At 38.1% G+C, this 19,572-nt stretch carries 17 protein-coding genes and 4 pseudogenes; 1 reads left to right on the top strand and 20 read right to left on the bottom strand.

Annotated elements, in window-relative coordinates; translation table 11 throughout:
• Nucleotides 1–2 precede the first annotated feature (2 nt).
• From PL_RS12870 to PL_RS12850, 5 genes and pseudogenes are all read right to left on the bottom strand, one after another.
• Complete coding sequence (locus PL_RS12870) at nt 3–509, bottom strand: hypothetical protein (RefSeq protein WP_348621849.1); 507 nt, start codon at nt 507–509, stop codon at nt 3–5.
• A 39-nt stretch (nt 510–548) separates the two neighbouring features.
• Nucleotides 549–1,322, bottom strand: coding sequence for an RHS repeat-associated core domain-containing protein (locus PL_RS12865; RefSeq protein WP_348621847.1), 774 nt, complete (start codon nt 1,320–1,322; stop codon nt 549–551).
• 204 nt (nt 1,323–1,526) lie between these two features.
• Complete coding sequence (locus tag PL_RS12860; protein WP_160292173.1) at nt 1,527–1,841, bottom strand: hypothetical protein; 315 nt, start codon at nt 1,839–1,841, stop codon at nt 1,527–1,529.
• 50 nt (nt 1,842–1,891) lie between these two features.
• Nucleotides 1,892–2,530, bottom strand: coding sequence for a hypothetical protein (locus PL_RS12855; RefSeq protein WP_041887196.1), 639 nt, complete (start codon nt 2,528–2,530; stop codon nt 1,892–1,894).
• Nucleotides 2,531–2,539: 9 nt separating this feature from the next.
• Nucleotides 2,540–2,677 (bottom strand): annotated as a pseudogene (locus tag PL_RS12850) (RHS repeat-associated core domain-containing protein); the annotation flags it as partial.
• A 203-nt stretch (nt 2,678–2,880) separates the two neighbouring features.
• Here PL_RS12850 and PL_RS12845 point away from each other — a divergent pair.
• Nucleotides 2,881–3,045 carry a hypothetical protein gene (locus tag PL_RS12845; protein WP_200890828.1) on the top strand — a complete coding sequence of 55 codons (165 nt, stop codon included), beginning with the start codon at nt 2,881–2,883 and terminating at the stop codon, nt 3,043–3,045.
• A 55-nt stretch (nt 3,046–3,100) separates the two neighbouring features.
• Here the strand turns inward: PL_RS12845 and PL_RS12840 are convergent, their stop codons facing one another.
• From PL_RS12840 to PL_RS12775, 15 genes and pseudogenes are all read right to left on the bottom strand, one after another.
• Nucleotides 3,101–3,565: a DUF6843 domain-containing protein gene (locus tag PL_RS12840; protein WP_041887198.1), complete on the bottom strand. Its 465-nt coding sequence runs from the start codon at nt 3,563–3,565 to the stop codon at nt 3,101–3,103.
• Nucleotides 3,562–4,395: pseudogene (locus PL_RS12835) on the bottom strand (RHS repeat-associated core domain-containing protein); the annotation flags it as partial. The pseudogene PL_RS12835 and the gene PL_RS12840, both read right to left, overlap by 4 nt.
• A gap of 441 nt (nt 4,396–4,836) precedes the next feature.
• Nucleotides 4,837–5,097 carry a hypothetical protein gene (locus PL_RS12830; RefSeq protein ID WP_348621845.1) on the bottom strand — a complete coding sequence of 87 codons (261 nt, stop codon included), beginning with the start codon at nt 5,095–5,097 and terminating at the stop codon, nt 4,837–4,839.
• 13 nt (nt 5,098–5,110) lie between these two features.
• Nucleotides 5,111–5,785, bottom strand: a complete 675-nt coding sequence (locus tag PL_RS12825) for a hypothetical protein (RefSeq protein WP_235324590.1) — start codon at nt 5,783–5,785, stop codon at nt 5,111–5,113.
• Nucleotides 5,762–5,911: pseudogene (locus tag PL_RS26005) on the bottom strand (RHS repeat-associated core domain-containing protein); the annotation flags it as partial. The pseudogene PL_RS26005 and the gene PL_RS12825, both read right to left, overlap by 24 nt.
• Before the next feature lie 930 nt (nt 5,912–6,841).
• A complete protein-coding gene (locus tag PL_RS12820) occupies nt 6,842–7,471 on the bottom strand; it encodes a DUF1016 domain-containing protein (protein WP_262496975.1) in 630 nt (209 codons plus the stop codon).
• A pseudogene (locus PL_RS12815) lies at nt 7,448–7,714 on the bottom strand (DUF1016 N-terminal domain-containing protein); the annotation flags it as partial. The pseudogene PL_RS12815 and the gene PL_RS12820, both read right to left, overlap by 24 nt.
• 15 nt (nt 7,715–7,729) lie before the next feature.
• Nucleotides 7,730–7,879, bottom strand: a complete 150-nt coding sequence (locus PL_RS12810) for a hypothetical protein (protein ID WP_200890770.1) — start codon at nt 7,877–7,879, stop codon at nt 7,730–7,732.
• Between the two features lie 124 nt (nt 7,880–8,003).
• The gene (locus tag PL_RS12805) at nt 8,004–8,201 is read right to left on the bottom strand and encodes a hypothetical protein (protein WP_041883746.1); all 198 of its coding nucleotides are present in this window, start codon (nt 8,199–8,201) and stop codon (nt 8,004–8,006) included.
• Between the two features lie 506 nt (nt 8,202–8,707).
• Nucleotides 8,708–12,133: a DUF6443 domain-containing protein gene (locus PL_RS12800; protein WP_082035980.1), complete on the bottom strand. Its 3,426-nt coding sequence runs from the start codon at nt 12,131–12,133 to the stop codon at nt 8,708–8,710.
• A 6-nt stretch (nt 12,134–12,139) separates the two neighbouring features.
• Nucleotides 12,140–15,592 (bottom strand): RHS repeat protein, encoded by a 3,453-nt coding sequence (locus PL_RS12795; protein WP_348621843.1) that lies wholly within the window; start codon nt 15,590–15,592, stop codon nt 12,140–12,142.
• A 273-nt stretch (nt 15,593–15,865) separates the two neighbouring features.
• Nucleotides 15,866–16,369: a hypothetical protein gene (locus tag PL_RS12790; RefSeq protein ID WP_041883736.1), complete on the bottom strand. Its 504-nt coding sequence runs from the start codon at nt 16,367–16,369 to the stop codon at nt 15,866–15,868.
• Between the two features lie 152 nt (nt 16,370–16,521).
• The gene (locus PL_RS12785; protein ID WP_041883735.1) at nt 16,522–17,484 is read right to left on the bottom strand and encodes an AAA family ATPase; all 963 of its coding nucleotides are present in this window, start codon (nt 17,482–17,484) and stop codon (nt 16,522–16,524) included.
• A gap of 2 nt (nt 17,485–17,486) precedes the next feature.
• Nucleotides 17,487–18,854 carry a peptidylprolyl isomerase gene (locus tag PL_RS12780; protein WP_041883733.1) on the bottom strand — a complete coding sequence of 456 codons (1,368 nt, stop codon included), beginning with the start codon at nt 18,852–18,854 and terminating at the stop codon, nt 17,487–17,489.
• A 63-nt stretch (nt 18,855–18,917) separates the two neighbouring features.
• A complete protein-coding gene (locus PL_RS12775; RefSeq protein WP_041883730.1) occupies nt 18,918–19,505 on the bottom strand; it encodes a hypothetical protein in 588 nt (195 codons plus the stop codon).
• Nucleotides 19,506–19,572: the final 67 nt, after the last annotated feature.

The raw sequence follows: 19,572 nt of genomic DNA, 5'->3' as shown, positions 1-19,572 counted from the left end.
AATTATATAGCTATGTCTATAGCATACAGCTCTCTAGATCTTATGTCTACAACAAATAGTTGAACACTTTGTGGATTGGACCTATCTGACTTATAATAAAATGCATAATATACATCAGCTCGCTCTAAAGATTTTTTAACTTGTTGAAGCACTATTTCTAATTTCTTATTCCCATCATAGTAACTTAAGGGCATATAAATTACTTCCTTAAATGAACTATCAATAGGGGCTTTACTCCAACCATATCTTTGCCATCCGCCATCTTTAACAGGAAGTAGCTTAGATCGCCCCCCCTGAAATTCATCAATGGTTACTTTTGACAGCTTATACTTTTCTAAGGTATAACCTTCCCCAAACCCTCCAAATTCATCTTTAGTACTAAAACTTTCAACATCTACTTTCTCCACACCCAATATCTGGGGAAGATCATTCTTAAAATAACTACTTTGACATCCAAAAATTAAAACTATCAGAGTAGGAATAACTAATTTTACATATGCTTTTTTCATATTTTATTATTTTGGCTCAGTGGGATATTATAGCATTATTTACTTCGGTCTTTTTTGAAGGAGTGCAGTACCATAATTGTAAATAGTATAACCTGTACCTTCTCCCGCTACAGTCTTACCCATCCACGTAGCAACGTTCCTTCCTGTTCTTCCTTTTTGATAGTCAAAATCATAAGTATCCAAAACACTGTTATTTCCACCAAGCTTCACTTTATTTCCACCAACTAATGTCAATTTTATTGTCCCATAAACAAGACCAGTTTCAAAATTAGCATTATCAGGTGAAGCAAAATTCACATACTTACTATCACCTGCACTGAGATCACCCTGATAAACAGGAGCCAAATCTATTTTTGAGGCATTGACAAATAAAGGCTTTCCTTCGCCAGTCCTATACCATTCGTTAGCTTCGCCTAAAGTTAACTTTCCATCATAATCAGGGCGATTTTTCAAATTAACATAATGATTTGCATATTTTAATGCGGCCTTTTCATCAGCAAATCCGAAATTCGGATCACCCTCTTTATAGACGCTTTTACTTTTTGCTTCCTCGTGACTCATTCCTTGACTGAAGTCTTCTTTTTTCATCACAATTGCCTGTCCCTTTAATCCTTCATCATCTGTTCCCAAAAAGTCACCATTGCGACCATAAATTGGACTTGCTGCATACATACCATCAACATCTATGAAACGAATGGGATTATTAAGGGCGTAGCTGTAAGGACTAAATCTCCTTGATGTTTCAGAAAGTGGATCTATGGTATTGAAACGGCCTATCACCGGATCATAAAACCTTACTCCATAATCGTGCACCCTTATACAACTTTTTTAGGTTTACCGGATTTGTTGGCTGCACTCTTTCAGTGCGATAGAGAACTTTCCTTTCAGGTAAAGTTAGTTTTTTATTTGTACATACATTAAGCTCCTATAGCTATAATTCCTCCTTTCAACAGCATAATTACATAATGATCTAGCTGATGCGTGCAGCACACGAAAAATTACTGAGGACTATTTCTTTTATTTAAAATGTTGATACCAGTTACCAGCCGATTCTCTATTCACGGTCTCTTGTGATTCAAAATCTATAGAAACGTATTGCCTTGCTTGCTCAGGATAATTGTTTTTAATAAGAATATTTCTCAGTTTGTTAATTAATTCAGAATTTACTTTAAGATTTAACTTCATTTCATCTGATTGAATACAAATCCAAAAAACTAAGTGCTTAGGATCTATATCATATGCACCATACCACTCTATCCAAAATTTCTCTTCACAATAATGCATGATAAGTTTTTCAATATCATCTTTTATATCAAGTATTTTTCTCTTCATAGAGCTTTTTGGATAAAATAGTTTAAAAATATTCATGGTGATGTTATAAATTAATGACTTATTATCTTAACAGCATTTTGTTCTAAAATTGGTTTTTCAACATTCAACCAAATACTTCCAGATCTAGGGCCGGCAGGTATTGTAAAGAAATGAGCCTCCCCTGATGCTCCATTCGCAAAGCTTCTTGACAGACTATTCCAAACAGGATTGGTAGCAGAACGAGGTAAATAAGGGCTAATACTATTCATCGCACGACCTGTTGTTGTCATTTCTAAAGTTTTCATTCCATTTGCTTTTGCAAAGTCTGCTGCTGCTGTTTTCGCAACTTCTCCGCCTGACCAAAATACTCTTCCTGTTTCGCTAGCGGTAAAAAGAGAGCTAACTCCACTCAGTACTTTAGCTCCGACATACTCATATGCAAAGCCAGTAGCAACGTTATTAGCAACAGCTAAACTCGTTGTTGGCTGCGACATGTCTTGATAATCAACACGCTGAGCAGCTTGAGGAGCAGTTGCAGTTCCAGATGTATTAGTTGCCGCACTTACCTGAGGCTGATCAAAGTTATTTGCTATTAATTCAGCCTGATTTTTTGCATCCGTATATCTTGTTACATCTTTCCCTGGCAATGCAGTACGACCTACTTCTTTATTGGTTAACCTGTTTCTATAGATAATATCCAGACCTTCCATCCCGTCAGGATCAATGAATCTGATCGGATTGTTATTCCCATAAACATACGGAGAGAAACGCCTGCTCTTCTCAGAAAGTGGATCTATGGTATTGAAACGTCCAATTACCGGATCATAGAACCTCGCCCCGTAATCGTACTCCCTTATGCAACTTTTTTTGGGTTTGCCGGATTTGCCGCCTGCACTTTTTCAGTGCCATAAAGAACTTTCCTTTACAGTAAAGTTAGTGCTTTATTTGAGTTTACTCCGTTGGAAGGGTTCACGTTTTTTATTCGAGATTTCACGCTTAAGGCCAAGCCATTCCTTCTATAGAAGTAGCCAAAAAGATTGCCCAGGCTTTTGAAGTCACTTTGGACTATATCGGCGGTGAAGGTACCAGTGCCTCTTTTGATAAAAAGATAGTAAAAAAGATACAGGAGATAGAAGACCTGCCCGAAAACGACAGAACTCACTTACTGGTGATTATTGATGCATTTCTTAGAGATGCTAATGCCAGAAAAGCTTACGGTCAATAAACAGCAAAGCCCAACATTTATGCCGGGCTTTACCATTTTAAACATAAACAATGATCTATAAGTTAGCTATATCCAATTTTTCTACGAGATTTTTTGCTTTTTCTATATCTGATCTGGCACCTATATAGAATTCGCTGAACTCTACCCTTTCCGTACTCTTACTATTCTTTTTGACTGTACCTGTCTCTCCCATAAAACCTACTGTTTTACCTTTTGGAATTTTTTCAGCCTCAACAAAAGAAGGCAGCATATTTTCGGGAGAGATTTCATTAACATAGTACTCCGTTAAATCCCGCCAACCGTTATTAACCTTAAACTGCGTCTTTAATATACCATTTGCAGGTATTTCATATACTCTCTTTTTTCCCATATACCTGATTGGCTGACCATTTTTTTGATCAAAGATCACTAATACATATCCCTTAAAGTTTTTGGGCACAACCAGCACTTCTTGTTCGCCACCTGTACTGCAACCAATCATTATAAATAATAATGAAAGAAATATTAATGTTGTTCTCATTTCTTAAAATCCTCTTGTACTTTTTTATTCCATTCTGCTACAGTATAAGAAGCCTTTCCAACTTGTACTCCTGTGAAATTCCCTTTACCATCAAATTTAACTTGCATGTTGACATTAAACAATGGCTTATTATTATCTCCATATAAATCGCCAATCCCACCATTCTCCATCTGTGCTCCCAAAAATAGCTTTGTTTTTCCAGATTGATCGGTAACGAAAGCCTCTGTACTTGGAAACTTATCTCCAGTAAAAGAACCCATTATTGTCAACACACCATTTTTCATATCTTCATTAAAAGAAAGTGAGGCGTGAACATCTAATGCAGGGGTAGCAAAACCTGGTGTTAAGGGATCTTTACCAGAATGGCTAAAATCAAAAGAAGCCTTGTTACCGGAAAAGCTAATATTATCATTTGTTCCTTCTGGAGAGCCGGTTTTTGCTGCAGGAGGTAAACTCACTCCGCCTGGAGTAGGATTTCTAAACCCATAGAATACTGTAGGATCACTTCTTGTAATCGGTTGCGAAACCGATCTTGCTGAAGGATCAACAGTAAAATTAGAACGAACCCTAGACGTACCAGAAAAAGAAGCCCCTCTGCCATCTCCTCTAAATAAGCCGCCTCCAGTTGTAGAAGTAGATATAAAAGAACGTATTTGAACTGGCCAAGGATATTCTCCACCAACATCAATAAACCTTATTGGGTTGTTGAATGCGTAGGTATATGGAGACCATGTCATCATCTTCTCCGCTAGCGGATCAACAACGCTCCATCTTCCTATAACCGGATCATAGAACCTCGCGCCGTAATCGTGTACCCTTATGCGACTTTTTACGGGTTTGCCGGATTTGCCGGCTGCACTTTTTCAGTGCCATAAAGAACTTTCCTTTAAAGTAAAGTTAGTGCTTTATTTGTGTTTATTTGTTGGACATGTTTGGCTTTTTTGTTAGAGATTCTAGTTTGAAAGTGCGAAACTATGAATGCCAGTGCTGATTCGTTAAAACATTTGTCACAACAAAGATAGCCCAGACTCTTGAAGTCGCTTTGGATTATATCAGCGGTGAATGTACCAGTGCCTCTTTTGATAAAAAGACAGTAAAAAGGATACAAGAGATAGAAGATCTGCCAGAATACGGCAATAAAAATTTACTTATTCTTGTAGCCTTTATTAGGAATCCAAATACTCGAAAAGATCGCAGCACATAAATAATGGCCCCAGCTTAAAATCAAGCCTCAAGCCCTATCAACACAATTCCTACCATAAAGATCTTCATTAATACAAGCCTATATTGTCCCTAGTTAATATTAAAAGTGCGACTGGATCGTTTCCATAAATCCCACATTCTATGTCTTTTTTTTCTGCTATAATTGCCTTAGCAGATCTTATAGCAGAATTTATATCATCAAAAACTGTATAAACTTCCTGATCTGATGTAGTTGCATAAATATAATTCCTATCTAATACAATACCAGTATTAATATCTGCTCTTAATAATGCTACCTGCCTATCTTTCAATTGCGGAAACTTTTCCATATTTATCATCAATTTAAGGTTTTACAGGCGTTACTTTGGCACCACTTACAGTCCCCCTTAATAACACCTCTGATTCATTTACCACAGTCTTGGTTCCCTTGAGTTGTATATTTAATAGGCTCGGACTTGCTACTGTGCTACTTGTAGGAACTGTAACTTCCATCATAACACCAGAGCCATTTGGTCGCAAGGCAAAATTTGTTGCGACGTCGGGATTTGTTGACCATGATGTAAAAAAGCTAGCTGTATTTCCCGAATTGTGTGCTGCTGCTGATGCATTTCCACCAATTGGTTCCGCTACACCGTTCATTGCATTTTTGAAGCCTGGATGGGATTCATTTACACCTCGATACAACGTTGTAGTTGCTTCAGCAGCCCCTACAGACGTTCCCTTTAAACCTTTACCGATTTGCCCTAGAAGCCCACCCGTAGCCTCACCTAAAGCAAACCCAACCGCCAAGTCCTTCACTCCCTGATTAGCCGCCGCCGTATACTCTTCCTTCACTTTACCTTTAGCCATACCTGCATTATTAGCATTAGATACGGTATTTAAAACTGATGCAACATTATCCATGCCCATCTTCATAATGGCTTTTTGATAACTCACAAACAGTTTCAAAAGAGGCAATCCAAGAATAGGTGTACCATTCGGCCCAGGTCCTTGCGGAGCTCTTCCATCAGGATCCACAAATCTAATCGGATTATTGAAAGCATAATTATATGGCGAATGCCCTCTCATCTTCTCCGATAGTGGGTCCACTACATTCCATCTTCCAACTACAGGATCATAGAACCTTGCCCCGTAATCATACTCCCTTATGCAACTTTTTTTAGGTTTGCCAGGTTTTCTGGCTGCACTTTTTCGGTGCTATAAAGAACTTTCCTTTCTCGTAAAGTTAGTTTTTTATTTGTCTTTACAATGCCCCATTGGTTCGTGTTTTTTTGTTGTCTTTTATCTGCCAGGTGCGGAACTATGAACGGTACTGCTGTTTCGTTAGTTCATCTGTTACAGCAAAGATAGCCTCGAAAGAAAAGCAGTAAAGGGCTTTCGCGGCATAAACGCACACAGCCTTTGCCCTCAAAAAGGCCATTTATTCCACGATCCCTTGACAGCTTCTCTTTCTTAGGCTCGGGGTGGCTTAACAAATGAACTACCTGAACCCATGATGAAGGTTTGGCATCTTGCTCCCTCCAGGGATGGAAAGAGCTTTGGCAGAACGGAGGATAAGAGCGGCTCTTTCTATTCCTGAGAGGCTGGGCGGGAGCACTGTCCTTGTTTCAGGGAGCGAACTAAGTTCTCCCGACCAGTCTTGCACTGCCACCATCAATCAACAATACCATGCTGCCGCAGGCTTTGCCGCCTGACCGACTGGAAGGAGACGGCATATATCAACAAAGGCAAAGGTTGCGTTTTGCAACGATTGCCTACACTGTAGGTAGTGGAAGCCGATAGCCTGGCTGACACCTGTTTTTATGAAAGTACTTTGGCTATGGGCTGGAACGGGAGCGGTGGCCGAGGGTCGGCCGAGCGGCTATTTAATATAATACCCATTATAATACCAGCACTGGGATTTAACCAAAGTCATGGATTACTCTGCTGCGTTTATAATGTGTATTATGTTATTTAGCATGGGGCCGGTTCTTCACCGGCAGCGCGGGCAGAGGGGAAGGACAGCAAAAGACAGAGAGAAGCGAGCTCTTGCGAGCTGGCTGGATTTTGAGGGACTGGAGGTTTGCGGGGGCTCTATTCTTCTTCTGTTGCCGGAAGATTGCCAATAATACCTGATATACTCTCGATAATCGTTTCAGGCGTTGGCAATAGATCTTTATAATCGTTTGGCAAACTTGCCGTTACCCGGTAAGAGGCGACTCCGATTGGCTGCCTTACCTCATTCAGCGCATACTCAACTGTTGTCCGGTTCTTCTCTTTGCATACAATGATCCCAATAGAGGGATTTTCACCTTCCAGACGCACTTTATCGTTCAGTACCGATAGATAAAAGTTCATTTTACCTGCATACTCAGGCTTGAATTTTCCTGTCTTGAGCTCAATGGCCACTAAAGATTTTAAGCGTCTATGATAAAGCAATATATCGATATAGTAATTTTCATCCCCAACCTCTAAACGGTATTGATTACTCACAAAAGTAAAGTCACCTCCCATTTCTATTAGAAAGCTTCGCATATTTTTTATAATGGCCGTTTCGAGTTCTTTTTCTTCGTGCTGATCTTTTAGCTCCAAAAACTCAAAGTTGTATTCATCTCTTACCGATAGTTTAGCCTGTTTTCGATACTTTTCTTCTACAGTCTTATCAAAGTTGGTTTGTCCTAATAAAAAACGCTCATAGCTTTTGCCTTCAATGTGATGAATCAATACGTTCTTTGTCCAGCCGTATTTTTTGGTCATTCCAATATAAAACTGGCGCTCCAATTCATCTTTACACTTCTCAATAATCAGGATATTGTGGCTCCACCCAATTTCTGCCACCATTGGTGGCAGTTTTTCGTAAGTGCTATAAAACATACGCATGCGCCATATATTCCGGCTACTCAAGCCCTCCATTCCTGCGAATTCTTTTTGTAGGTCTTCCGCCAATTGTTCCACAACTGATTTGCCCCAACCATGTTCTTTCTACTTTTCTATGATATTTTTCCCGATCTCCCAATAGAGTGTAACAAGCCTGGTATTCACTTGCTTCATCGCCTCGTATTGCGCCTGATACACTTTGTTTTTTATTTCTGACAAGAAACTTCTGTAGCTGTCTTTTTCAATACCACTCATAGTTACAATATTAATGTTTTTCTCCTGATCTCTCAATCAAACTGGTAATACGCATGCCTCAATTTGGAACGCAAGCGTTCCATTTTTAACAGCACTATTGATATATTTTATCCTCACCGGATGATTATTTCAAAGGATGGTGTTTATTTAAAGCCTCTTTCAGGTCTTCCAGGTTACTGGTTTGATAGCGTTCGGTACTGCTGACATAACGGTGACCGGCCATATACTGAACCATACGTAAGTCTTTCTCTTTTAGCCATTCGGTGATTACACTTTGACGGAGCTGCCCGCCATTTCTATACTTCGGGTTGATCTTTTTCAAGGCATAGCCCAGGTGCAGCAGGCTGTTTTTGATCTGTTCACAGCCATTTACACTGACAAAAAGCTGATCGATCTGATCGGATGGTTTCAGCTGGGCAGGCTTTCGTCCAGACTTTCCAATCGTACGTTCAACCAGTATCTCTGCACGGGTAACATGTATATATGGACCTGGTCATCAGGGATTACAAAACCAAGAAAACATATAATCCTAAATAAGCAAAAGATCCTGGCTCTTTTGAACCAGGATCTTTTGCTTATTTACATTTCTTCTAAATTCCCTTTTGTCTTATAAAGTACCTATAAATATAATTGCAAGCATCATTTTCAGAAGAAAAAGTCTTTTCACTGTCTCGATTCCCCCTTTCATCGAAATAGAATACCTCCCATTTATCATAATTATGATTCAATACAATTCGGTCAGGTAGAAGTTCACCGTTTAGCGAATAAAAACCTGGGTATACATTAAGTTCCTCTAATTTTTGTTTTAATTCCTCTCTATTCATATTCTTATTGTGATGGCGCTATAATTCCTCGCTTTAATAGTATATCAGCAGATACCGGAGACAGGTACTGAGTACCTAAACCAAGTTGATTAAAAGCCGGAGCAATTGTACCAGTTTGCACTTCAAAAGGCTTTAAAACTTCATATGAATTATAAATATTTGTATTTGCACCTGGCGGCAAAGCTCTCATTGGCAAAGGAGTATCAGCTGGAGAGAAAAATTTACCGGCACTACTTCCATAACGACTGATCTGGTCTCCTGGTGTCAAAAACATTCTTTCTTCAGTCCCCAAAAAACCATTATTCGCAGGATAAAACTTAGCTAAAGCTGTAGTAGTAGCGCCACCTTCAGCAGCAGCAGCCCCAACTCCTGTAGCTCCCAAACCTTTACCTATTTGCCCTAAAAGCCCACCTGTAGCCTCCCCTAAAGCAAGTCCTACTGCTAAGTTTTTAACCCCTTGATTAGCGGCAGCTGTATATTCCGCCTTCACCGTACCTTTTGCCATACCAGCATTATTGGCATTAGATACAGTATTCAAAACTGATGCAACATTATTCATGCCCATCTTCATGATAGCTTTTTGATAACTCAAAAACAGCTTCATAAGCGGTAGTCCAAGAATAGGTGTACCAGTTGGCCCGGGCCCCTGTGGTGCCATTCCATCAGGATCTACAAATCTAATCGGATTATTGAACGCATAATTATAAGGAGAATGCCTTCTCATCTTCTCAGAAAGTGGATCCACTACATTCCACCTGGCTATTACAGGATCATAAAAACGAGCCCCGTAATCATACTGACCTAATTCTTCCTGTAACTCTTTCCCATTATAAAGATACTTATTATCACTTGATGGAACTTTAATTGGATTCCTCAAACCGAATGCATAATAATCATCTTGTTGCAAAATCTCAATTTTTCCGGTAGGATTCTTATAAAATGTCATCCGGCTATTTCCTAAATGATCACTAAGATTATACTCATATCTATAGCTAGTACCATTTCTTCTGGCAACACCAACTTCTGTTTGAATTAGTTCTAAATCACCTTTTGTATATTGAATTCCATTTATATAATCAGTTACTTCTCCTTTACTTGTCTTTTTCAACTTTTCTCCAGTAGCATCATATAAATAAGAAAGTTCAAGTCCAGCTATTTTAGCTGGCAGATTCAAACTGTTATAAGTAATTGCTTGCCCACTTCTTCCATCAACAATTGTATTCCCATTCTCATCGTACTTATAACTATACTTTTCCGGGCCGCCAATTGTCTGACTCAACTGATGACCATTGTAAGTATAGTTACGAATCATATCATCACGTCGCAAGCTTTGGATATTCCCCATAATGTCATAGGTTAACGTCTCACTCATTTCTTTACTAAGTCCGCTACTTAACCTGTTCAATTTGTCATAGGTATACACAAAGTTTTTATTTAGTGTAGTACCTGCCCCCCATAGCTGATTAGAAATGTTACCATTATATTGAGGAGTTGTACCATCATGGTATTTTAACTGCTGGCTGAACTGATCTGAAGTGCTTTCCTTTAGCCAACCACGTTCATTATATGTGAAAGTCGTCTTTTGCTCTCCATTATTCAGCTCTCTTCTCTTCAATTGCCCAACTTCATTATAGATATTCTCTACCAACAATACTTCTTTATCACTGCCAATCTGCTCATAGCTCCTTATCTTTCTACCGATATGATCATATTCATAACGATTAATAATAGTCAGATTATCACTTTTTGTACTATGATGTATACGGTTACTTAAAGTCAGAGCTCCTTCAAAATTATAGCTATTAGTAATCTCATCGTAGTTTTTCTTATCAATAACACCAGATAGATAATGTTGCTTATAAAGTTTAGCGACTCGTCCCTCATCATTATAATAATTTACTACCCAGAGGAAATCATTTGTTCCCAAAACTCTGGTCTTACTTGAAGTTGGCATATCATAAAGTTTTTTACTATAATTAATAGATTCGTCACTAGGGATTCCGGCGATACTATAATCATCATAATAATTTACTAATTCAGGTCCCTCTAAATCTGAGACAGAGGGTAGAGTTTCATTACTATAACCATGAGAAGAATTTGCAATCCTACGTTCCCAATTAACTAATTGGCTGTTAACTAATTCTTGTAATTGAGCTCTTGTAGCTGTGGAATTGTTCACCACACCGTTCATGATCACCCTGCCTAAACCATCGTATTTAATAAAGCTTCTTTTATTATTCTTCCGCTGTAACGGATCCTGGCTAAATACCAACTGATCAAGGGAATTATAGATTAACTCAATCCAATCAGCCATACCAGGAATCCGCTTTTCAATCAATCGTTTTCTATCATCATAACGATACTGGTAGCAGTAAAGATCTAAGTTATTCTGACTGATTGTCTCGCTGTCAGGATTAGATCCTGGCGGAAGCACAAAACTAAGATCGCCAAAATCATCATAAACATAATAAGAAGACAACACTTCCGTTTTACCTTCTTTAACATTAAAAGTACGTCTTAATATTAGTTGGTTGTTTTTATCAATGTACTCTTCTGTAACCCCAGCCTTACCATCTCCACTTATCCAATTTTCATCTTTTGTAATTTTCACATAAAGCTGCCCATTCTCATAATAACTACTGCTTGACAAACTTCTTTTATATTCTTCTCCAACTACTGGAACAGCATTCCATAAGCGTACGGCATAGCCGTCGCCAGCATAATTAACAGAACTATTATTAGTTCGATAACTACTAAGGACTGTCCTTCCCCCATCATTAGTTCTAGCCACATTTGAGGGTTGCCACACTACTCCCGGGAAACCTTGCTCAGTAATTCTATTCAAAGGTGAGGGTTCAAAAATTGTTTGACTGTATGGTCTTGTCGTTTTTACTACCGTAACATCGAGACCGGAATCAGAATAAAACTGTAGCTGGCTTTTTAGCGCATCAGATTTATAAGATCCATCTCCACTTTGATCCACATAAGGTAAATATTTTTTTGACTCCAGGCCATATTTATCATATACTACGGACTGAACTACATCATTTCCCAATGAACTACCTTTCGTTTGGATTACCTGCAATGGTCTGCCCAGACCATCAAAATACTGAATAACCTGGCTCATCTGAAGGACGGAAGGATCTGTCAAAACCTGTCTACTAGCTTCCTTATAGGTATTGGTAATCACATAATTCTGCGTTTGGCTTGGAGTAGATCCCAGCTTAGCATTTAAATTTTTAACAATAAAAGCGCGAAATGGTCCTCTAGTCTTAAATCCAGGAAGCAATAGAATTTTTTGGTTGGAAGAATGTTCCCCCGTCGTTGGTCCAGAAAGCTTAACTAATTGACTATAACCTAATCCAGGACTTAGTATTAAGGCAAAAATAAATGAGATTAAAAACGAAAAAACAGATTGATTTATTTTCATCGGACCTTAATTTTTATAATTGTAAGTGTTATTTTTCAGGATATTTCCATTCTGATCTTTAACAGAATTAAGGCGTTGAAATTCATCATATTCATAATTAGTTACATTACCTTTCGCATCAGTCTGACTTGTAATATTTCCACTACTATCATAGGTATAAGTCGTCATTTTAGCATCCTTAGGAAATATGCGGATATCATCAACCGGCCCTTTCAATAAAATATCCGGAGTATATGGCTGTTGATTAAAATTCCATTTATCATCGACATAGTTCCACCATTGAATTATATAATTATTCCCCTTAGTAAAAGTAAAACTTAACGGGATTCGGTAATCAGTATTGTAGTATTTATTACCGGAATGTGCTCCTCCAGTAATTACATTATCGCTAACTTCCTCAAATCCCTCATAAAAGAATTCGGGAGAAGGTATCTGCTTTTCAGTATAAGCTATTGTGATACTTTTGACCCGACCTTCTGAGCCTGCACTTGCACTTGCTTCAAGTGTATAAGTTCCCTCCGGCATATTATTAAATACAACTGTTGAAGGATAACTACAACTCTGACTAGATCTGCTAACACATAAATTTCCGGATTTAGTTCCACTTCCGGATAAAACATACTGCAAAGTATTAGTGCTACCAGGTTCGGAATCAATTTCTAATTTAATATCCGCGATTGTACCAGAAGTGAAATTAATTGAAGCAGAAGTTGAACCAATAGGGATCATTACCCTCTTGTATACGGTATTCATTACAATATCTGAACTAGTCATGTTCGTATTCTCAATTTTCGCTATTGGACGTTGTCCTGAATATCCCCAGATATAATTTGTTCTGGATCCTTTATCGTTTGACTGACTTAAAATATTTCCATATTTATCATACTCGTGATATTGATTTTTTGGTTGCCAGCTATTATCAGAACTCCTTACTTTCATAGAAATAGTTTTAGGTACAAAAAGACCATCTCTCGGATTATAATACTCAATCTGCAATCCATTTATATATCCCGAACTTATATCGGTTTTATATGTATTCTGCTCAACTAAAGGCCTCCAGATATGTTGCGCAAGCATATTATTATATGGTCGCCTATAGGCAAAATCCTGAGGATATTTATACTCAGTTGTGATTGCTTCTCCTTTGCTATTAATGGTTGTGCTTTTAGTCATTTGTTTATGAGTGAGGTTCCCATACTCATAACTTGTAGATGTGATTATAGAATCCTTTTCGGAAGTATAGTCAACAACAATGTTTTTTTCAATATATGGAGTAAAGGTGAAAAATGGGAATGTTATGATTGCCCCATAAAGATATCCTGCACGATTTTCTACCTGAAGGCCTCTTACATAATCTTCATAACGATTAGGATCACTATTGTAAACTGTGGTTTCCCGGCGCAATAAACTTTTGTCCGTTGTGAAATATTTCTTTTCCAACAAAAGTCCTCTTTCTAATTCTAATTTTCCGAACGATTTAAGATATGCCATTCTCGGTGTAAGACCATCCTTAGAGTAGAAAGGGGCTTTGTCCATATAGCCATTATCCTGATTTGTATATTTATAGCTCGTATATCCTCCATCACCTATTTTCTCTACAACTTCTGTATAAGTTACATGATTTCCATTAGTATGATTCAGGTTATTTAATGAATTACTAGAAAAAACCCGATATGGATAACTCACCGTTGGTGTAGCAAAGACATTACCCACTAGATAATAAGATGGTAGACCCGACACTACTCCGCTGGAGACCGTACCACCATTTAAATAATTATTGATATAATAATACTCTTTGACTAGTGGCGTATTGCTTATGCCATCTGTACTAATTATCTTTTTTATTCTTAGTCCCCCTGCAATTAGATTATTTGAAAGAGACTCTATCGAAATAGGAAATTGCTTCACTACTTTATTGTAATCATGTGCTTCATATACAAATTCTGAAGTCCCTTTAGTTGGATATATTATTTTTGTTAGCATTTCTGCCTGAAGGAAGCTTGAATCCGGCTCTCTTGACTGGTAGTATTTATCCATATCGGGGAAATTAATCGGACCAGTTGGCCAGGGGTAGTGCTTGCCATTAGAGAAACCCCAATGATCTATTTTACCAATACAATAATCAGGAAGGTTTTGAGGATTATACTGAAAGTCGTATCTTTTTTCAATGATACGAGAAGATGCTCCGATAAAAGAAACTCCAGATAACTTTAAACGTTCAGTTGGATTTGCTATGTAATCAAAATCTATTTCTTTGGTTACAGTTTGATTTTTATCAATAACCTGTATTTTATCCATTTTGAAATAGTTTCTCGGATTTCCAGGGTTATCAGATAAGCTTTCATAGATATTATAGGCTTCCACAAGATTGTTACTTTCCCATATTTCCACCTTACGGGGAGGAACGCCCCCAACCCCTTGACCTATTACTAAATCATTAGAAATCGATTTGTCAAATGAAATAGTAGTACCGTCATCTGTCTTTATTTCATTCAAATAAGAACTATAATTTATATAACGATGTGTACAATCGATATCACTTGTTTCTTCCACTATAGGACTGATCTGACCTCTCTCATTTCTATGTATCTCAGAATAGTAAACATCGGCAAAACTATACTCTCTTTTATAATTAAAAGTTATGATTCCTTTAGGAGATTCGATCTTCTGCAAAAGCCAGGCATTGGAAATTAACAATGAATTGTCCGCAGTAATGCATCCTATACAATCAGATACGTATGGTGATCGTGTGAATTCTATCGCATCTTCATTTCCACCAAAAGTATACCTTACACCATCCATATCAGTAATAATAAATTTCGTCAAGGTATGTCGAAGCTTGGATATCCTTCCCCCGGAATTTTTTACCTCGTAATCGTTTTTTACTTCATCAACAATATTCAGCTGCAAATTTTGCTTTGATTTGACCTGCCATTTACCAGTATGATCAAAAAAGAAACTACCACTCATACCAAGAAAATCAAAAACAAATTCATCGGGACCGTCTAAGCCATATTCTCTAGCGAAGGTTTTCGTTTTCCAGTTTGGGTCATCTAGTTTTTTATAACCTGATCGATAATTAAGTGGCTTCTCATCAGTAGATTCTGAATATTCATCAGCGGCATTACCACTAACCCTGATTATTGATCCCCCGGCCTCTAGTGTCCAACCAAGTCCTACCCACCCAGGTCTGTTGTCGACACGATTTCCGGATGTACTATAATGCAGTGCAATTGGAATTTTTATACCCCTATTATTTAATTCATATATAGGAATACTAACATCAGCAGATCCATTAAATAATGAGACTGGAACCTGTCCATATTGTCCTAAACCAGCAGTATTAGCTGAGTATATATTAGGGTTTATACTAGGCTGTGGCGGGACATATTGTGAATAGACTTCTGTACAAAAAAAACTTAATAAAAGAACAGACGTATAAAAACGAAGTGATTTCATGAGAGGTTATTGTTAAGATGTAGAATCAACACATTCTTAATCCTTCTTATTGTTAACAGGGATAAGAATGTGGACTTCTAATTTATTTAGTGGAAAAAAAATGAATCAAATCACTAAAGTTAATGTTAGTAAATAATTGCGAAATATAATTGACTTAAACAATTGTATTCGGAATTTTCAGCTAATATACAAATAATAGATGATGAGAATATACCGAAAGTCTTTAATAACCTTCTCTTTCTATATCGTATGTGTTAGATTTTTCTCTATCAGCTACTTACACTGGTGTACAAGGGCAACGATTTCATCTAACTGCTCCTCACTATAACCACCTGCGGTTCTGGCCCTGATAGAAATCCTGTTCCTGAAAATACTATCATTGTAGAGTACAAGCTTCCACGCACTTCCAGCTTTACTGATATCATATTTATAGAATCCTCCGGCATGTTTCAGATCCACAGTCGTACACCTGGTCTGACCCCAGCTATTGGAATAGGTATATGTCAGTGTTTTATTTATGATAGAAATGCTTAAACTGACAGGTTCTTTGTTCGTTAGTATAATAATGACCGTAATAATTATAAAAATGCTTACAAAAACGATGGATTCGTGCCGGTTGCGGATATATAAGAAGCTAAATAGGAATGTGATTAGCAAAAAAGTTAGATAATAAATCCATTTCCTGAGTAAACCTGAAGACTTCCGATCGGGAAGGAATACCCGGGGATCTGATAAATGTGGATTGGAATTAGTGGAATAGCCTTCTTGTTTTTCCATCTTTTAGTTTCGCAATTTATTACTTATTCCTGTTTTATGAGTACTAATATAATTATTACATAATTGTAATTACCCAAAATTGCAGCTGGTAAATAAGTCCCCGTAAGCAGATTAGTATGAAGGAAGCTGATTGTGCTGTTTGCAGAGGTTAGTTACAGAAGGTTTTTGATGATCTTCTCTACAGATAAACCCTCGGCTTCTGCCCGGTAGTTTCTAACAATACGGTGGCGCAGGATAGCCTCGGCCACTGCCTGAACATCTTCGATGTCCGGTGAGTATTTACCAGAAATAGCAGCATGACACTTAGCCCCCAGAATCAGGAACTGAGAGGCTCGCGGCCCCGCTCCCCAGTTTACATACTGGTTGATTTCAGGAGTTGCCAATGGGCTACCCGGGCGGGTTTTTCCGGTTAGTTTTACAGCATATTCCAGCACGTTGTCTGTTACTGGTATAGTACGGATCAATTGCTGAAAGAATTGAATCTGATCAGCATTAATCAATCTGTTCAAAGTGACGGGATTATTGCCGGTTGAGTTTTTGACAATAGTAAGCTCTTCCTGGAAACTTGGGTAAGTCAACAGAACATTGAACATGAAACGGTCAAGCTGAGCCTCGGGAAGAGGATAGGTGCCTTCCTGCTCAATAGGATTCTGGGTAGCAAGAACAAAAAAGGGTTTTGGCAAAATATGCTTATGGCCGGCAGCTGTAACGGATTTCTCCTGCATCGCCTCAAGGAGCGCAGCCTGGGTTTTTGGTGGGGTCCGGTTAATCTCATCCGCCAAAACTATATTAGAAAAGACAGGACCCTTAATGAATTTAAAGTTCCTGTCTTCTCCTAAAATCTCTGAGCCAATGATATCCCCTGGCATCAGATCGGGGGTAAATTGTATTCTGTTAAAATTAAGATCCAGTACATCTGCTACGGTTTGCACCAGCAGCGTCTTTGCCAAACCCGGTACGCCTACCAATAAGCAATGTCCATTACTCAGGATAGAGATTAATACTGATTTAACAGCTTCATCCTGTCCAATAACGACTTTACCAATTTCATTTTTTATATCCTTATAAAACCGGTGGAGGGCATCTACTGCCTCTTTGTCGTTGTTGTACTGCATAATTATTTCGTTTCTGCCGGCATTGGCTTAGTCCAGATCTTTAATTCATCACATGATGTGTATGCCGGGTCAATTCGAATGTAAGTGTTTTTTCTTCTTTTTTCAAACCATTCACTCATTACGCGATCCATTTTCTGCTGCTGCGCTTTTTCTTTGAATTTAGCGTAATCCTGTTCAAGGTTTCCTTTGTGCGGCGGTATTTTAGATTTCAACAGGATAATCTTATAGCCTTCTTTTCCATCTGCTCCTGTGAATGGTACTGGTCTGGATACTTCACCAACTTTCATCGTATCTACAACAAGGAAGACTTTTGGATCAAGTTTGTCTGCAGGAATAAAGGTTGTTCTTGCTGTAACGTTATCTGCAAATAAAAGCATACCTCCATTGTATTTGGACTCTTTATTGGAAGAGTATAACGAGGCTGCAGCCGAAAAGCTTAATTTATTTGCCAATACATTGTTATAAACACTGTCTGCATGTAATTTGGCACGGTCTAAACTCTGCGGGGTAGTCTGCGGACGAATCAGAATATGACGGGCATGTACCTGCTCTCCTCTACGTTCTACAACCTGCAGAATATGGAAACCAAAATCTGTTTCAAATACCGGAGATAGCTCTCCTGGTTTTAATTTAAATGCATAGGCCGTAAATTCCTTAGCCATCATGGTACGGTCAAAGAAACCTAAATCACCACCTTCTGGTGCGGATCCGGGATCTTCTGAATAGGTCTTTGCCAAAAATCCGAAATCTTCTCCGCTTTTAACACGAAGTCTGATCGCATCAAGCTTATCAAAGAAACGCTGCTTCTCTGATTTTGTCAGCTCCGGATTAATCACGATCTCCCCAACTTCATACTCAGCCGGAATATCAGGTAAGCTGTCTTTTTTATAAGAATCGTAATATTTTTTTACTTCTACTGGTGTAATGCTCACTTTCTCAGTAATCGTTCCCTGCATTTTATTAGCCTGAAGCTGATCTTTTACATCAGGTCTCAACTCATCTTTATACTGCAATACTGAACGGCTAAGGAACTCTTCCAGCTTATCCTGGCCACCTGCACGCTGAATCTGATAACGCATTCTTTTATCCAGCTCGTCATCAACCTGCTTATCGTCTACCATTACAGAGTCAATATTCGCCTGCTGCTTTAATAAATGTTGAACCAGCATTTGCTGAAGGATATAACATTTTACTTTCTCGTCAGATGGATTACCTGAATTCAGATACATCACATATTGCTGATTCAGTTCAGACAACAGGATTACGTCGCTTCCCAGTACCGCAATCACCTTATCTACGCTTTTTGTCTGGGACTGTACATTTAAAAACAAGAAGAGCAATCCGCTTGCCACCAATAAAATTTTCTTCATTATACTATTTTCAATTATATTCTATTTGCAAATTTACTATTATTCAACGATTTGTATACGGTATTATCTGATCAGTTTACTCAATGCACCCTGATCAATGGTTATTTTGTATTTCTTCCGCAATGCTGTGATCCATTCACACTCCAGTTGTCTCTGATAATCCTGCACTACCTCGCTTTTACAATCATCATAAGACAGGGAAGAATAATTTTCTGCATGGGCGTTATAATATTCATGCACCATTCTGTCATTATTTTCAGCTCCATCCCAGATTTTCTTTTCTGATATATTGAAAAGTAAAAGGGCTTCGTTAAATTCTTTGGTTACCAGCGAAAAGTCTGCCTGCCTTGCTTCTGGAGGCGCTGAATTCAACAGCGCTTTCTCATAATTCCTGGTTTCTGAAATATAGGTACTGTCCTTATCCAACCCGGCTTCACGGGCATCCAGAACTTTAAGCTTAAAATCAATGTATATATTTAAAAATGAGATTAAATCTGTCAGCGCAGGTTTGGTGTTTTCCGGACGGTGCTTGTGATATACCCATACAAATTCTTTCTGACTAACAGGGCTGCCATTGATCACGGCTACGCTTTGTGCGACAGTACTTAAATAGAAAAAACAGAGAACAAGAAGAATACAGATTTTTCTCACAAAAGGTCTAAATGGTATTTTTAAGGTATAAAAGTAATAAAATAAGGCGCTATAATAAGATATTTAA

This window comes from Pedobacter lusitanus, assembly GCF_040026395.1.
GTDB classification, from domain to species: Bacteria; Bacteroidota; Bacteroidia; order Sphingobacteriales; family Sphingobacteriaceae; genus Pedobacter; species Pedobacter lusitanus.
Note: the sequence above shows the minus strand (reverse complement) of the source record. Positions and strands in the feature narration are given on the sequence as shown.

Bases quoted from the DNA above. Each gene is read 5' to 3' on its own strand.
- PL_RS12870 (WP_348621849.1), bottom strand. From the start codon at position 509: ATGAAAAAAGCATATGTAAAATTAGTTATTCCTACTCTGATAGTTTTA.
- PL_RS12860 (WP_160292173.1), bottom strand. From the start codon at position 1,841: ATGAAGAGAAAAATACTTGATATAAAAGATGATATTGAAAAACTTATC.
- PL_RS12855 (WP_041887196.1), bottom strand. From the start codon at position 2,530: ATGGAAGGTCTGGATATTATCTATAGAAACAGGTTAACCAATAAAGAA.
- PL_RS12840 (WP_041887198.1), bottom strand. From the start codon at position 3,565: ATGAGAACAACATTAATATTTCTTTCATTATTATTTATAATGATTGGT.
- PL_RS12830 (WP_348621845.1), bottom strand. From the start codon at position 5,097: ATGGAAAAGTTTCCGCAATTGAAAGATAGGCAGGTAGCATTATTAAGA.
- PL_RS12810 (WP_200890770.1), bottom strand. From the start codon at position 7,879: ATGAGTGGTATTGAAAAAGACAGCTACAGAAGTTTCTTGTCAGAAATA.
- PL_RS12800 (WP_082035980.1), bottom strand. From the start codon at position 12,133: ATGAAAATAAATCAATCTGTTTTTTCGTTTTTAATCTCATTTATTTTT.
- PL_RS12795 (WP_348621843.1), bottom strand. From the start codon at position 15,592: ATGAAATCACTTCGTTTTTATACGTCTGTTCTTTTATTAAGTTTTTTT.
- PL_RS12790 (WP_041883736.1), bottom strand. From the start codon at position 16,369: ATGGAAAAACAAGAAGGCTATTCCACTAATTCCAATCCACATTTATCA.
- PL_RS12785 (WP_041883735.1), bottom strand. From the start codon at position 17,484: ATGCAGTACAACAACGACAAAGAGGCAGTAGATGCCCTCCACCGGTTT.
- PL_RS12780 (WP_041883733.1), bottom strand. From the start codon at position 18,854: ATGAAGAAAATTTTATTGGTGGCAAGCGGATTGCTCTTCTTGTTTTTA.